This window comes from Vagococcus sp. QWL-13 (assembly GCF_058683555.1).
Map to the genome: position 1 here is coordinate 984931 of NZ_CM178746.1, position 14944 is coordinate 999874.

The 14944-nt window shown below is 40.2% G+C and carries 11 protein-coding genes; 6 read left to right on the plus strand and 5 right to left on the minus strand.

What is annotated here, in order from left to right; translation table 11 throughout:
- The first annotated feature begins 194 nt into the window (after nt 1–194).
- The 3 genes from AC4PHI_RS04600 (at nt 195) to AC4PHI_RS04610 (ending at nt 2387) form a co-directional block, all read left to right on the plus strand.
- Nucleotides 195–830: a cyclodeaminase/cyclohydrolase family protein gene (locus AC4PHI_RS04600; protein ID WP_492201142.1), complete on the plus strand. Its 636-nt coding sequence runs from the start codon at nt 195–197 to the stop codon at nt 828–830.
- A gap of 12 nt (nt 831–842) precedes the next feature.
- Nucleotides 843–1433 carry a 5-formyltetrahydrofolate cyclo-ligase gene (locus AC4PHI_RS04605; RefSeq protein WP_492201143.1) on the plus strand — a complete coding sequence of 197 codons (591 nt, stop codon included), beginning with the start codon at nt 843–845 and terminating at the stop codon, nt 1431–1433.
- 78 nt (nt 1434–1511) lie between these two features.
- Complete coding sequence (locus AC4PHI_RS04610) at nt 1512–2387, plus strand: bifunctional 5,10-methylenetetrahydrofolate dehydrogenase/5,10-methenyltetrahydrofolate cyclohydrolase (RefSeq protein WP_492201144.1); 876 nt, start codon at nt 1512–1514, stop codon at nt 2385–2387.
- A gap of 45 nt (nt 2388–2432) precedes the next feature.
- Here AC4PHI_RS04610 and AC4PHI_RS04615 read toward each other — a convergent pair whose 3' ends face one another.
- Nucleotides 2433–3704: an L-lactate MFS transporter gene (locus tag AC4PHI_RS04615; protein ID WP_492201145.1), complete on the minus strand. Its 1272-nt coding sequence runs from the start codon at nt 3702–3704 to the stop codon at nt 2433–2435.
- 268 nt (nt 3705–3972) lie between these two features.
- Between AC4PHI_RS04615 and AC4PHI_RS04620 the strand changes: the two genes are divergently transcribed.
- Complete coding sequence (locus tag AC4PHI_RS04620) at nt 3973–4920, plus strand: LacI family DNA-binding transcriptional regulator (protein ID WP_492201146.1); 948 nt, start codon at nt 3973–3975, stop codon at nt 4918–4920.
- 76 nt (nt 4921–4996) lie between these two features.
- Here the strand turns inward: AC4PHI_RS04620 and AC4PHI_RS04625 are convergent, their stop codons facing one another.
- From AC4PHI_RS04625 to AC4PHI_RS04640, 4 genes are all read right to left on the minus strand, one after another.
- Complete coding sequence (locus tag AC4PHI_RS04625; protein ID WP_492201147.1) at nt 4997–6991, minus strand: FtsX-like permease family protein; 1995 nt, start codon at nt 6989–6991, stop codon at nt 4997–4999.
- A 3-nt stretch (nt 6992–6994) separates the two neighbouring features.
- Nucleotides 6995–7753, minus strand: coding sequence for an ABC transporter ATP-binding protein (locus AC4PHI_RS04630; RefSeq protein ID WP_492201148.1), 759 nt, complete (start codon nt 7751–7753; stop codon nt 6995–6997).
- A gap of 107 nt (nt 7754–7860) precedes the next feature.
- Entirely contained in the window at nt 7861–8865 is a 1005-nt protein-coding gene (locus tag AC4PHI_RS04635; RefSeq protein WP_492201149.1) for a sensor histidine kinase, read from the minus strand.
- Nucleotide 8866: 1 nt separating this feature from the next.
- On the minus strand, nt 8867–9556 hold the full coding sequence (locus AC4PHI_RS04640; protein WP_492201150.1) for a response regulator transcription factor: 690 nt from the start codon (nt 9554–9556) through the stop codon (nt 8867–8869).
- A gap of 324 nt (nt 9557–9880) precedes the next feature.
- Here AC4PHI_RS04640 and uvrB point away from each other — a divergent pair, with 324 nt between their 5' ends.
- Nucleotides 9881–11875: an excinuclease ABC subunit UvrB gene (gene uvrB, locus AC4PHI_RS04645; RefSeq protein ID WP_492201151.1), complete on the plus strand. Its 1995-nt coding sequence runs from the start codon at nt 9881–9883 to the stop codon at nt 11873–11875.
- Nucleotides 11876–11888: 13 nt separating this feature from the next.
- On the plus strand, nt 11889–14708 hold the full coding sequence (gene uvrA, locus AC4PHI_RS04650) for an excinuclease ABC subunit UvrA (protein WP_492201152.1): 2820 nt from the start codon (nt 11889–11891) through the stop codon (nt 14706–14708).
- Nucleotides 14709–14944: the final 236 nt, after the last annotated feature.

Below are 14944 nucleotides of genomic sequence, written 5' to 3' on the forward strand. Positions count from 1 at the left end.
TGCACGGAGAGTGAATGTGTTTACCCGTTTCAGTTTTAATCAACGAATTAGCTACCTGCGGGGTTGTCAGGTAGCTAATTTTTAAAATCTGAAGAGTCTAAAAAATTATTGAAAGATCAATGGAGAATATCAAATGACATAAATGGTCATCTCTGTTGAAAAGAGTTGATAGTGTTAGTGGGAGGAGACTGGTCATGTCAGAAAAAATACTGGATCAATCAGCAATAAAATTTTTACAAGATTTAAGTTCGTCATTGCCGGCACCTGGCGGAGGCGGAGCAGCTGCGTATGCCAGCGGAATGGGAACTGCACTGGGAATGATGGTGGTAAACTTAACAAAAGGAAAGAAAAAATATGCCCAATACGAAGAAGATCTTGGGCAATTATTGGAAAAGCTGGGAGCTGCACTGGAACAATTTATGGCACTGGTTCAAGCGGATGCGGATAACTTTCTTCCGCTGTCCCGAGCTTACGGATTAGCACAGGGAACTGAAGAAGAGAAAAAACATAAAGATAAAGTGATGGAGGAGGCGTTGAGGCTGGCCTGCAGTGCGCCATTAGAAATGATGGAATTGTCTGTCACAGTGATGACTTTACTGGAAGAATTGCTGGAAAAGGGAAGTAAATTAGTTATCAGTGATGTGGGCGTTGGAGTTGCGATGCTGCAGGCTGGGTTACAAAGTGCCTCCTTGAATATCTATATCAATGCTAAATCTATGACAGATAAGAATTATGCAGAAGACATCGTTAACAGGACGGAAAAATATTTGTCAGAAGGCGGCAGGCTTTCAGAGAGTATATTTAATCAGGTCAAGCACCAAATCTACTGATAAAAATAGCAGGTGATTTTAATCAATAAACAAGATTTGCGTAAAGAAATGATTCAGCGGCGCACCAAATTATCTTTGGAATACCGCAGACAGGCAGAGAAAAATATTTTACAGGCACTCCTTAGTTTGGAAGCTTATCAGCAAGCCGGGATGATATTTTGTTATGTGGGGATGGCTGATGAAATCAACACTCAGCCATTTATCCAAAAATTTTTATCTCAGGGAAAAAGAGTGTGTGTCCCAAAAGTACTGACATTTGGAGAGATGGGGGCTTTTGAGATTAATGATTTGACAGACTTGAGACTTTCTGGCGGGAAATATAAAATTTTAGAGCCGGTCGACAGCTGCCCTTTAATCGAAAAAGATGAGATTGATGTGGGGATTATCCCTTGTATCACAGCAGATGAACAGGGGTTTCGCTTAGGCTATGGCGGAGGTTTCTACGACCGTTATTTGTCAGACAGCCGAATGAATAAAATTTTGTGCCTCTGGTCCCGGATGACGGTTTCTTCTGTACCCCGTGAGCTACATGATATACCTGTGGATTGGCTCATTACTGAAAATGAAATAAAGAATATCCCGCGACTTGACGGCTTGGTATAATGTCCATGACAAATTAAAAATGACAGGCAAACCGGGAAGAAAAATGATACGATAAAGCAATGGATGAAGAGAAAGTGAGTGACATTATTGACAACCAAAATATTAAGAGGAAAAGAGATTGCTGCACCTAAAAAAGAAAAAATTAAAGAGAGACTGGCACAGCTTTCCGTGCAGCCGAATTTGACAATCGTTAGGGTCGGAAACGATGCAGATCAGATTTATTATGAAAATTCTTGCAAAAAAATCTTGGGTAATCTAGGGTTTGATGTGAAGACAGTAACTTTACCAGAAGATGTAGCACAAGAAGTTTTTGACAGTAGCTTTACCAAGGTAAACGATGACCCTGATGTTCATGGGATTTTACTGTTAAAACCTTTACCGGCACATTTGTCTGACCACTATGCCAGTCAAATCGTCAAAGCAGAAAAGGATGTTGACTGCTTTGGAGAGAAAAATATGCTGAGCATTTACAAAGGGGATTTTTCATCGTTCATCCCTTGTACGGCACAAGCCTGTTTGGATATTTTAGATTTTACAGGCGTCGAGTTGTCGGGCAGCCGCATCGTGATGGTGGGTTATAGTATGGTGGTCGGTAAGCCGCTTGCTCTAGCCTTAATGGACCGGGGAGCAGTAGTGAAGATTTGCCGAAGTACGACAAGAGACTTGAAGCGTGAGACTAAAGACGCTGAAATAGTCATCAGCGCGATTGGGATCCCTCATCATATCGATGCTGATCAGCTTGATGAAAATGCCATCGTCATTGATGTGGGAATCAACGTGACCCCGGAAGGAAAAGTTGTTGGAGATGTGGAGTATGAGGAGGCAGCAGAAAAAGTTGCTGCTATCACACCAGTACCGGGAGGCGTTGGAACTGTAACGAATGCAGTGCTGGCAGAGAATGTATTGAAAGCTTTTGAACTTTTGAAGAATAAAAAAGAGAATCGGAACAGTTAGTTCCAGATTCTCTTTTTTTAGTGTTTATATTAATTTTAATAAGTGCTAGTTGCTTGGTTGTACTGCCATTGATTTTTTTATGTCTACGCGGATTAGGAATGATAATGCCAAAGCAATCATTGACATAGTGATAAAAATAATAATAGCAGATGAATAGGACCCGGTTTTGTCGGCAGTAAAGGATAAAATCAGAGGACCTGCCATACCTGCCATTGCCCAGGCAGTTAAGATATATCCATGGATAGATGCGACAGCTTTCGTCCCGAAAATATCGCTGATATAAGCTGGGACTGCTGAAAAGCCTCCACCGTAACAAGTCATCACAACGCAGATAAGAATACTGAAGACCATCGGCGACTTAGTGAAATTTAAAAGGGTCAGTGCGATGATGTCAATAATAAAATACGCAGTGAAAACATTGGAGCGTCCAATGTAATCTGAAACGGTTGCCCAGACAAATCGTCCGCCGCCATTAAAAATACCCATGATTGCTACCATTGTTGCGGCTAGTCCTGTGTTCATGCCTGTGACTTTTTGAGCCATTGGCGAAGCAGAAGAGACTAGTGCGATACCGCAAGTAATATTGATAAACAACATCAGCCACAACATCCAAAAACGTTTTGTTTTAAGTGCTTCAGCTGCTGTCAGCTCAACGATGGCTGCTGTGTCGCCAGTCGTTTGAATTTCTCCATCTGCTGCTTCTTCTTGATAACCTTTAGGCTTCCAGCCTACTGGCGGTTTTTCGATATATTGTGATGAAAGAAACATGATAACAAAATACGCAGCTCCTAAGATGTAAAAAGTTTTAGATAATCCAATGTTGCTGGCGTTCATGAGTGATTCTGCAATCGGTGTTGTGACCAATGTAGCAAAACCGAATCCCATGATTGCCATCCCTGTGGCTAATCCGCGTCTGTCGGGAAACCATGCCATCATTGTAGAGACGGGTGTGACATAGCCAGTTCCTAAGCCGATTCCAGCAATCAGCCCATAACTTAAATACAGCATAGGTAAAGATTCAATAGATATTGCAACCCCTGTCAATGCAATTCCAGAGCCAAAAAAAATAGAAGAAATGGTTCCAGTGACCCGCGGGCCATACTTATCCGTATACCTCCCCATGAAAGCGGCTGAAAACCCTAGACAGAAAATCGCAATACTGAAAGCAAATGAAATTTGGCTTGCTTTCCAGCTGGTGACCTCCTGTATTGGTTTGGTAAAAATGCTCCACGCATAAGCCGAACCAATCGACAGATGGAGCGCCACACCAGATATTGCGACTAGCCATCTGTTCTTTAATTTTTTTGTCTGTGTCATTAAAATTACACTCTCCTTTATCTGTGATTAATATATTATACCCTAAAAGCGATTAAAATATAACATCTCCCACAAAAAAATACATTTTCTTTGATAATGGCTTATTGGAAGCGGTAATTGCCTGATATAATAACATTAAAATAACCCTTAGTTAGTTGCGTTCAGTAGAAAATGAACAAAAAGTATATTTCTATTTTTTTAAAGTAGCAAAGGTTAAAGGATGAGGCTATAATAGTAACATACAAATCATGTGAAGCAGGAGGAAAAAATGGTAACTTTAGCTGACGTGGCAAAAAAAGCGAATGTCTCTAAGATGACAGTTTCCCGAGTAATCAATAATCCTGAGAAAGTGACAGATGAACTAAAGCAGCTGGTGTTTCAAGCTATGAAAGAGTTGAATTATAAACCTAACGTAGCTGCCAAAGCTTTAGCTAACAATCGCACTCATATTATCAAGCTTTTCATTTTAGAGGAAATGGATACGACTGAACCTTATTATATGAATTTGCTGATGGGGATTTCTAAAGAGTTGGACAAGCACCAATATTCTCTTCAGCTGGTCACGGAAAATGGTTTTGATATCGGTCTATGCGATGGATATATCATTACCGGCATGAGAGACAAAGACTACGAATGGATTCATAGAATCGAAAACCCGATTATTTTGTTCGGTGAAAATAAATATGGTTATGATTTCGTTGATACTGACAATCAACGGGGCACATATTTGAGTACCAAGCACGTGTTGGAAAGAGGCTATGAGCAAATCATCTATGTAGGTATTGATGTGGATGAGCCTTTTGAAATTTCCAGAGAAGCCGGCTACTTACAGGCTATGAGAGAAAAAAATAAAAAGACAGACATCGTCCGCTTTCAAAATCGCTCACGTTACTCTGCGGGCTATATTGAAGAAAATTTCGATTCTTTTGAGAAGAATACTGCTTTCGTTTGCAGTTCAGACCGTTTGGCTTTTGGAGTTATCCGAGGCTTGCTAGAAAAAGAAGGAAAAGTTCCTGAGGAGTTCGGCGTTGTTGGTTTTGATGGAGTTTTTCTTGACCAAATTGCCTATCCGAGACTGACCACAGTCAAACAATCAGTTATTGATATGGGACGTACCTGTGCAAAAATGCTGCTGAAAAAAATTGACGAAGAGGGCGTTTCGCAAGGAAATAACTGGTTCCAGCCGGAATTAGTCGTTAGAGGAAGTACGCGATAAAATATAAATTTAACACTAACAATGAAAACAAACACCTTTACTATATAGCTAAGGTGTTTGTTTTTTGAAAGCTTGTTCAGAAAGCCCTAAAACTTCCTGGTCTCCGCTCAACAATCCGATAATAAACTTTGGAGGTCAATAGGTAAACTGCCAAATAAATCAAGAAGAAAAAGATGACAGTCAGTGTGGATATAATCAAAATCAGACGAAAATCGCTTAACCCAAACATCAGCAGTAATTTTCGGATGGCTGGAACTGCAAAAAACAGATGTAAGGCTGCTAAGCCGATCGGGAAAAAGAAAACCATGAGAATCTGGCTATTTATAGTACTTTTTACTTCCGAATGACTCATACCAACTTGTTGCATAATATCGTAACGGTATTGATCTTGGTTGCCTTCCGAAAGCTGCTTATAATAAATGATGGTTGCTGTTGCCAAAGTGAATGTCAAACCAAAGATGACGCCTAAAAATAAGAACCCGCCCATAAAACTGCGAGAATCTTCTCTGTCTATTTCCTTGGACGAAAAAGTATTTCTGAGACCTAGACTATCCACGTAAGCAAAAGATTGATTGGCGAAAGCCATTTTTTGTTCTTGGCTTCCTTTTACATTAAGAAAGATTGTTGCTTCAGGCTGAGACATCTCGGAAAAGTCTTCTTGAGAAAACATCGATCGGATTAAAGTGCTAATTTCATCTTGAGAATTCATGATAAATAGAAAACTATCAATTCCTTGTGATTTTGGAAAAAGTGGAGTTTCATCCAATTTTTTTGTGATACGTAGATGAGTGTTCCCAAGTACAAGAGAGTCAGGTGAATATTTTCCACCCATTTCGAATAAATAAACTTCATTCGCATTGAGTTTTATTTTTTCCCCTGTGAGTCGTTCATATTCTAATCGATCCATCAGTGCAATCATTGACAGGCTTTGCATAGCCTTCATGTTATCTTTTCCTTTCACAAAGGGGAAAAAATGCTGATCTTTCCGCAACATTACCAAACCCTTGGAAGTATGCATAATATCCGCTTTCGTAACGCTTAGCTGATTACTTTGAGCTAATGAATGAAGTCCATTAAAAATTTCTGTTTCATTTTGGGAAACTGTGACACTGATATCATAAGGATTGCGATTTTTTACCAATCCTTCTATACCAAAATATAAACTGGCTGTTGTGGAGATGGTAACCAAGACCATTGTACATAAGATGGAAATACTGGCCAATCCCATGGCATTTTGCTTCAAGCGATACATCATGCTTGAAATTGAAAAGAAATGCTTAGGATGATAGTAATATTTTTCGTTGCGCTTTAATAGTTTTAGAATCATGAGACTGCTGGCAGAGAACAAGCAATAGGTACCAAAGATAACTAGCAGGATTGCCAACAAGAATTGATTCAAAGCAGCCAAGGGAGACTGAATTGTGACAGAGAAATAGTAGCCTAGTCCGATACAGAGAACGCCTGATAATCCTGTCAGCCAGTTCATTTTAGGTTCTTTTTCTCCGTGTTGAGCTCCTCGAAAAAGATCAATGGGATTAACAGTCCTTAAGTGAAATACATTCAGCAAAAAGAAGCAGCCAAAAATAAATAAGAAGAAAAGAAATAAAAAAGCTACTGTCGTTAAATGAATTTCAAAATGAAAAGCTTCTCCGATTCCTAGTATCCTCCTCATGACTAGAAAACAGAAACGAGCGAAGATACTGCCAAAAATAATTCCCAACGTAGTCACAATGAGAAAAGAAAAAAGACTTTCCCAAAACATGATATGGGTCAGCTCCCGTTTGCCCATCCCTAGAATATTATACAAACCCAGTTCTTTTTTACGCTGTTTGAGTAAAAAATTGTTGGTGTATAAAGAAAAAATAACTGAAAAAAAGACAATGACATATGAGCCAAAACGAAATAACTCTATAGCTGCTTGCGCCCTGGGAAGTTGGTCCATCCCTGGATTTGTGACGAGTACTTGCATTACAACATTGACAATCATAAGAAAGACCATTGAAAAAATAAAAGGAATGTAGACGCGACGATTTTTCCGCAGGTTAGAAAAAGCAAGTTTAGCATAAAACATAACTTAGTCCTCCTTTGTCAGTAAAACGGTCATGGTTTCAGAAATTGTGGTTAAAAAACTTTCATTCGTCATGTTCCCTCGATAAATCTGATGAAACACTCGCCCATCTTTGATAAAAAGTATACGATTGGCATGACTGGCAGCCACTGCACTGTGAGTGACCATTAACAGTGTTTGCCCGTCATTATTTAGCTGTTGAAATAGTTGTAGTAGTTGGTTGGATGTTTTTGAATCTAAAGCTCCTGTAGGTTCATCTGCTAAAACAATTTCCGGCTGGGTGATTAAAGCACGGGCTATGGCTACCCGCTGTTGCTGTCCAACGGAAATTTCATAGGGAAATTTTTCCAGCAGCGACATCAATCCTAATTTAGGAGCTAACTGGTTTAGACGCTGACGCATTTTTCCAAGTTCAGTTTTAGCTAAAACCAAAGGCAATAAAATATTATCTTGAACTGAAAAATTGTCCAGTAAGTTAAAATCTTGAAACACGAAACCTAAATGATTTCTGCGGAAAGCAGCGGCCTCTTTTTCTTTGATAGTGTTCAAGACAACTTGATTCAAATGGATTGAGCCAGATGAAGGTTTGTCTAGTGTTGCTAACAGATTCAGGAGTGTACTTTTTCCCGAACCTGATTCTCCCATGATGGCAACATATTCCCCCTGATTGATTGAAAATGAGATATTCTTTAAAGCTTCAACTTTAGTACCTCCGATTCGTGTGTGATAAGTTTTATTTAAATTTGTTACTTTTAGTAAGGTCATAATGATCCTCCCGTCTTCAGTGGTTAATTTTATCTTACGAAAGAATGCTCTCCATGCCTACTTACAGATAAAAAAGCAAACTTACATTTAGGTAAGTTTGGGCTCATTCATTCCATTTCATAGGTTTCTTGATTAAAAAACAAGTGTGCTTTAGTGCCTTCTTTAACTTCAGATTTCAATGTTAACTGGATGCCGAGTTTTTCGGCAATTAACCCGCTCATATGCAGGCCTAAGCCTGTTGCCTTTTTATCCTCTCTGCCATTAAAGCCTGTGTAACCTCTGTCAAAAATACGCGGCAAATCTTGGGATAAAATACCAATTCCTGAATCTTCGATTATAAGCTGCTCATCTTTCCAATAGATTTTAATGCCACCAGAATGGGTGTATTTAATGCTGTTGAATATAAGCTGCTCTAAAATAAAATTCAGCCATTTTTCATCTGTGACAATTTCTTTCTCAAAATCAGCAATCTCTACAGATAAATCTTTATCGATGAAAAATGTGGCAAATTTGCGTACGACTGCCTTAATTAATTTGGATAACTCAACTGATTCAAAAACAAGATCATTTTCTAATTCTTGCATTTTTAAATAATGCAGCATCATATCTAAATAACTTTCAATCTTAAATATTTCATTTTTTAGTTTGTTTTGATTGATTTGCTCGGTCTGGCTTAACAAACTCACCGCTGCCAAAGGTGTTTTAATCTGATGGCTCCACATGGCATAATAATCCATCAGTTCTTGCATATCTTGCTGTTTTCTTGCCGCTATTTTTTCTTTTTCAGCAACGGCTTGCAAAAATAATTGTTGATAATCATTGGTTAGCGGCTCAATCACCCGTGGAAGATGATTTAATTGATCAAAATAGTATTCTGACTGGTGCTGTATTTTTTCTAACAGTAAATGCTGACGCAAGAAAAACAAAAAATCCAGAGCGCTTAGACAAAGCAGTATTGTTAAGGAAAATAAGACACCATCTATAAATGCCGATAAATTCAAGCTATAGAGATGAAAAGTTACTATGAATATAAAGCACAAGCATAGATAAGCGATATAAAATGATTTTCGGCTCCATAAGAATTTTCCAAACAGCTGTATATTTTTTTTCATTTCATTTTGTCACTTCTTTCAACATGTAGCCCGTATTTTTTATAGTTTGAATTTGATGGTCCAACCCGATAACAGATAGTTTTTTTCTAAGTCTAGTCATATTGACAGCTAAAGTATTACTGTCAACAAATTCGTCGCCTTCCCACAATAACTCCATTATTGTTTCACGGGGGACAACGTTACCGGCATTTTTAAACAATAGCAACATAATTTTGCTTTCATTGGGAGATAAATCTACTTGAGTATTTTGATATGCCACACGATTCTCTTGAGGTGAAAAAGTGTAAGAATGGTATGTTAACTCAGTTACTGATGGTTGGGTAAAGTCATAACTTCGTCGAAGTAAAGCTTGTACTTTTGCCACGAGCACATGCAGGTCAAAGGGTTTGGCAATAAAATCATCTGCTCCCATGTTCATAGCCATGACCATATTCATTTGGTCATCGGCGGAGGACAGGAAAATAATCGGGACCTGAGATGTTTCACGGATTTTTTGGCACCAGTAAAAACCGTTGTAATAGGGCAATGAAATATCAAGGATGACAAGTTCTGCTTCAAAATTCCCAATTTCAGCTAACACTTTTTGAAAATTCTGTACACTGCGGCACTCAAATCCCCATTGGGTCAGATGTTGTTCTAAAAGTTGGCAAATCACTGGATCGTCTTCAACAATAAATATACTATGAGCCATTTTACTCTCCTTTTTTGTTATTCACGGAAATCTCTCTTAATAAGTGTCCTTTTTATAATCTGTTTACATGATACCATAACGATACTGACGGAATTCTTTTTCCAGAAAATATACTTAAATATTTATACATTCGTATTTTTTTCACGTTCAAGTGATAAAAATATATGTGATTAACAAGACGGGATGCTTCCAGAAAGACACTGAAGTTTTAAAATATTTTCTTGCTTTTTTTTATTTTTAGTCTATTCTTAAAAAGTAGCGAAAGTATGTTCCCTATGTTAAAATAGTGAAGTGACCATTGATAAAGAATAAAGGAGTGGTTGGATGATTGAAAAACAAACAGATTTGGCGTTTGATTTGGTTTCAAATTATCAACCAAATGGCGATCAGCCCCAAGCAATCGAGCAGCTGATCAATAATATAAAAAATAATCAAAAAGAACAAATTCTTTTAGGAGCCACCGGAACAGGAAAGACGTTCACTATTTCCAATGTCATTAAGGAAATAAAAAAACCAACGCTGGTGATTGCCCATAACAAAACCTTGGCGGGACAATTGTACAGTGAGCTGAAAGAGTTTTTCCCCAATAATGCAGTAGAGTATTTCGTCAGTTACTATGATTATTATCAACCTGAAGCATATGTTCCTTCGAGTGATACTTATATAGAAAAAGATTCCAGCGTCAATGATGAAATTGACAAACTGCGGCATTCAGCTACAAGCTCTCTTTTGGAACGGAATGATGTGATTGTGGTCGCCTCCGTTTCCTGTATTTATGGGTTGGGAGACCCGGAGGAATATCGCAAACAAGTGTTGTCAATCCGTGAAGGCATGGAGCTTGAAAGAGGCGAACTGCTGGAAAAATTGGTAGGTATCCAGTTTGAGCGTAATGACATTGATTTTCAGCGGGGACGTTTTCGTGTCAGGGGGGACGTAGTGGAAATTTTTCCGGCTTCCCGTGCCGATTATGCTTTACGTGTCGAATTTTTTGGCGATGAGGTGGAACGGATTCGGGAAGTGGATGCTCTGACAGGGGAAATCATTTCTGATCAGGAACACGTGGCCATTTTCCCGGCGACTCACTTTGTGACTGATGAAGACCACATGGAATCGTCGATTAAAAAAATTCAAGATGAATTGGTGCTGAGATTAAAAGAACTGCGTGACAACGACCAGCTGCTGGAAGCTCAACGTTTGGAACAGCGGACGAACTATGATATCGAAATGATGCGGGAGATGGGCTATTGTTCGGGCATTGAAAACTATTCCAGACACATGGATGGCCGTAAAGCGGGCGAACCGCCGTATACACTGCTGGATTTTTTCCCTGATGACTTCCTTATCGTGGCGGATGAATCCCATGTGACTTTGCCTCAAATCAGAGGGATGTATAATGGGGACCGTTCTCGTAAGCAAATGCTTGTGGACTATGGTTTTCGTTTGCCAAGTGCTTTGGATAACCGTCCGTTGAGAATCGAAGAATTTGAAGAACATGTGCATCAAATCATATATGTCTCGGCAACACCCGGCCCTTATGAAATGGAACGGACCGATCATGTGATTCAACAAATCATCCGTCCAACGGGCTTGCTCGATCCGAAAATAGAAGTGAGACCGATCATGGGACAAATCGACGATCTGGTTGGAGAAATCCATCAAAGAATCGATCAGCATGAACGTGTTTTTGTCACGACTTTGACCAAAAAAATGTCGGAGGACTTGACTGATTATCTGAAAGAGCTGGGTATCAAGGTGAAATATTTGCACAGTGATATCAAAACCTTGGAGCGGACAGAAATCATCCGTGATTTGCGTCTGGGGGAATTTGATGTTTTGGTGGGAATCAACTTGCTTCGTGAAGGATTGGATGTTCCTGAAGTTTCGTTGATTGCAATTCTGGATGCAGACAAAGAAGGCTTCTTGCGCAGCGAGCGGTCGTTGATACAAACAATCGGCCGTGCCGCCCGTAATGCGAATGGAAAAGTCATCATGTATGCAGACAAAGTGACGGATTCCATGGAAAAAGCAATCAATGAAACAGCACGACGCCGCAGTATTCAAGAAAAATACAATGAGGAACACGGCATCACGCCTAAGACGATCATCAAAGAAATCCGAGACTTAATTAGCATTTCCAAGGTGGCAGAAGATGCAGAATCGTATGATTTGGTTGATAATTACGGTAAAATGAGCAAGAAAGAAAAGCAAGATGTGATCGCTGACCTTGAAAAAGAAATGAAAGATGCCGCTAAAGCACTTGATTTCGAACGAGCAGCAACATTGCGCGACACAGTGTTAGAATTAAAAGCGGAATTGTAAGGAAGGTGAAAGCGTGGCAAATGATAAAATTGTTATCCACGGCGCAAGAGAACATAATTTAAAAGATATTGATGTGACAATCCCACGGGACAAGCTGGTGGTCGTTACTGGGCTGTCAGGCTCAGGGAAGAGCTCTTTGGCTTTTGATACTTTGTACGCTGAAGGTCAGAGAAGATATGTAGAAAGCTTGTCTTCTTATGCCCGCCAGTTTTTAGGTCAGATGGACAAACCGGATGTTGACAGTATCGACGGGTTGAGTCCGGCGATTTCCATCGATCAGAAAACTACCAGCAAAAATCCCCGGTCCACGGTGGGGACGGTAACGGAAATAAATGACTATTTGCGTTTGCTTTTTGCCCGTGTGGGTGTACCGATTTGTCCCAACGACGGCACAGAAATCAAAAGCCAGTCTGTTGAGCAGATGGTGGAGCGTGTGTTGGAGATGGAAGATCGCACAAAAATACAGATTCTAGCACCTATTATCGTGGGGAAAAAGGGACAGCATAAAAAAGTCTTTGAGATGATAAAAAAAGAAGGCTATGTCCGTGTCAGGGTTGATGGTGAGATTTACGATGTCATGGAAGTTCCTGAGTTAGAAAAAAATAAAAAACATTCGATTGAAATTGTTATCGACCGGATAGTGATCAAAGAAGGTATCCGCTCCCGTCTGTTTGATTCTTTTGAATCTGCCCTGCGTTTAGCTGAAGGCTATGCTTTGGTGGATGTAATCGGTGGAGAAGAAATTTTATTCAGCGAGCATTATTCCTGTCCATATTGTGGTTTCACCCTTGGCGAAGTGGAACCGCGCTTGTTTTCATTTAATGCGCCGTTTGGTGCCTGTCCCGATTGTGACGGACTAAGCGTCAAGTTGGAAGTGGATCAGGATTTAGTAGTTCCCGATCCTTCCAAGACTTTAAGAGAAGGCGCCATCGTTCCATGGAACCCCATCAGTTCTAATTATTATCCTGCAATGCTGGAGCAGGCGTGTGCTCATTTCAAGATTGATTTTGATACACCCTTTGAGAAACTGACGAAGGCTCAGCAAGAGCTGATACTATTTGGTTCCAAAGGAGAGCCGTTTCATTTTCATTACGAGAATGATTTTGGCGGTGTCCGTGACGTGGATGTTCCTTTTGAAGGGGTGCTTATCAATATCGACCGGCGTTATCACGAATCAAGCAGCGATTACACCCGTGAACAAATGCGTTTGTATATGACTGAATTGGAATGTCAATCTTGTCATGGTTATCGTTTGAATCCTCAAGCTTTGTCCGTAAAAGTCGGCGGCAAACACATCGGTGAAGTGAGCGAGCTGTCCATCACTCAATCGTTGGATTTTTTCAAACATTTAAACCTTTCGGAACAAGACAGTATGATTGCAAAACCGATTTTTAAAGAATTGAGAGACCGTTTGTCTTTTCTTGAAGATGTGGGTTTGGATTATTTAAGTTTGAGCCGCTCATCAGGCACTCTTTCAGGCGGGGAAGCTCAGCGGATACGTCTGGCGACTCAAATCGGTTCCAACTTGTCCGGTGTTTTGTATATTCTCGATGAGCCGTCGATTGGCTTGCATCAACGGGACAATGACCGTCTGATTACTTCCCTAAAGAAGATGAGAGACTTGGGCAACACTTTGATTGTAGTAGAACATGACGAAGACACCATGCGCTCAGCTGACTATCTGATTGATATGGGCCCGGGTGCCGGTGAACACGGCGGAGAGATTATTGCTGCGGGAACTCCGGAAGAAGTGATTCAAAATACAGCATCGTTGACAGGACAATATTTGGCGGGAAAACGAGAAATAAAAGTACCGACTGAAAGACGAAGAGGCAATGGGAAATTCGTCACCGTTCAAGGAGCCAGAGAAAATAACCTGAAAGATTTGACTGTGAAGTTTCCCATGGGAGAGTTTGTGGTGGTCACAGGCGTTTCCGGTTCTGGAAAAAGTACACTCGTCAATGCAGTTTTGAAAAGGGCGTTGGCACAAAAAATTAACCGCAATTCAGAACGGCCCGGTGCTCATAAAAAAATCACCGGATACGAGTCGATCGAACGATTGGTCAATATTGACCAAAGTCCAATCGGGCGGACTCCTCGAAGCAACCCGGCGACTTACACAAGCGTTTTTGATGATATTCGGGGTCTGTTCGCAATGACCAATGAGGCAAAGGTGCGGGGATACAAGAAGGGCAGATTTAGTTTCAACGTGAAGGGCGGACGTTGTGAAGCCTGCCGGGGAGACGGAATCATCAAAATAGAAATGCATTTCTTACCAGATGTTTATGTTCCTTGCGAAGTTTGCCACGGCAAACGATATAATTCTGAAACTTTAGAAGTTCACTATAAGGGTAAGAATATTTCCGAAGTTCTGGACATGCGGATCGAAGAAGCCGCGGAGTTTTTCAAAGCGATTCCGAAAATTCAGCGCAAACTTCAAACCATTGTAGATGTTGGTCTGGGCTATGTTACCATGGGACAGCCGGCAACCACATTGTCAGGGGGCGAAGCCCAGCGGATGAAGCTGGCCAGCGAATTGCACAAGAGACAATCAGGCAACAGTTTCTATATTCTGGATGAGCCGACGACTGGTCTTCATTCCGAAGACATCAAGCGGCTTCTGAAAGTTTTGAACCGTCTGGTGGATGCGGGAAACACAGTTCTCGTTATCGAACATAATTTAGATGTGATCAAAACCGCAGATTACATTATCGACTTAGGACCGGAAGGCGGAGATCAAGGCGGAACCATCGTCGCAACAGGAACGCCTGAAGAAGTAGTAAAAGTCAAAGAAAGTTATACCGGACAATATTTAAAAAAAATATTAAACTAAACTCAGACTCTTTTCTTCAAAATACCATTGAGGAGAAGAGTTTTTGATATGCTGCTGTGTTTGCTGTACTGGGACATTAAAGAAATAATGGCAAGAAGATAGAAATGATAAAAATTTTTTTATTGACGGGAAATTGTGAAGCAAAAGAATGTTTTTGCTGTAGAGAAAATATAAAACCTGTCCTCTACCATGATACGCCCGGCTATGCTATAATATCTAAGAAGTAAAGAAGGAGG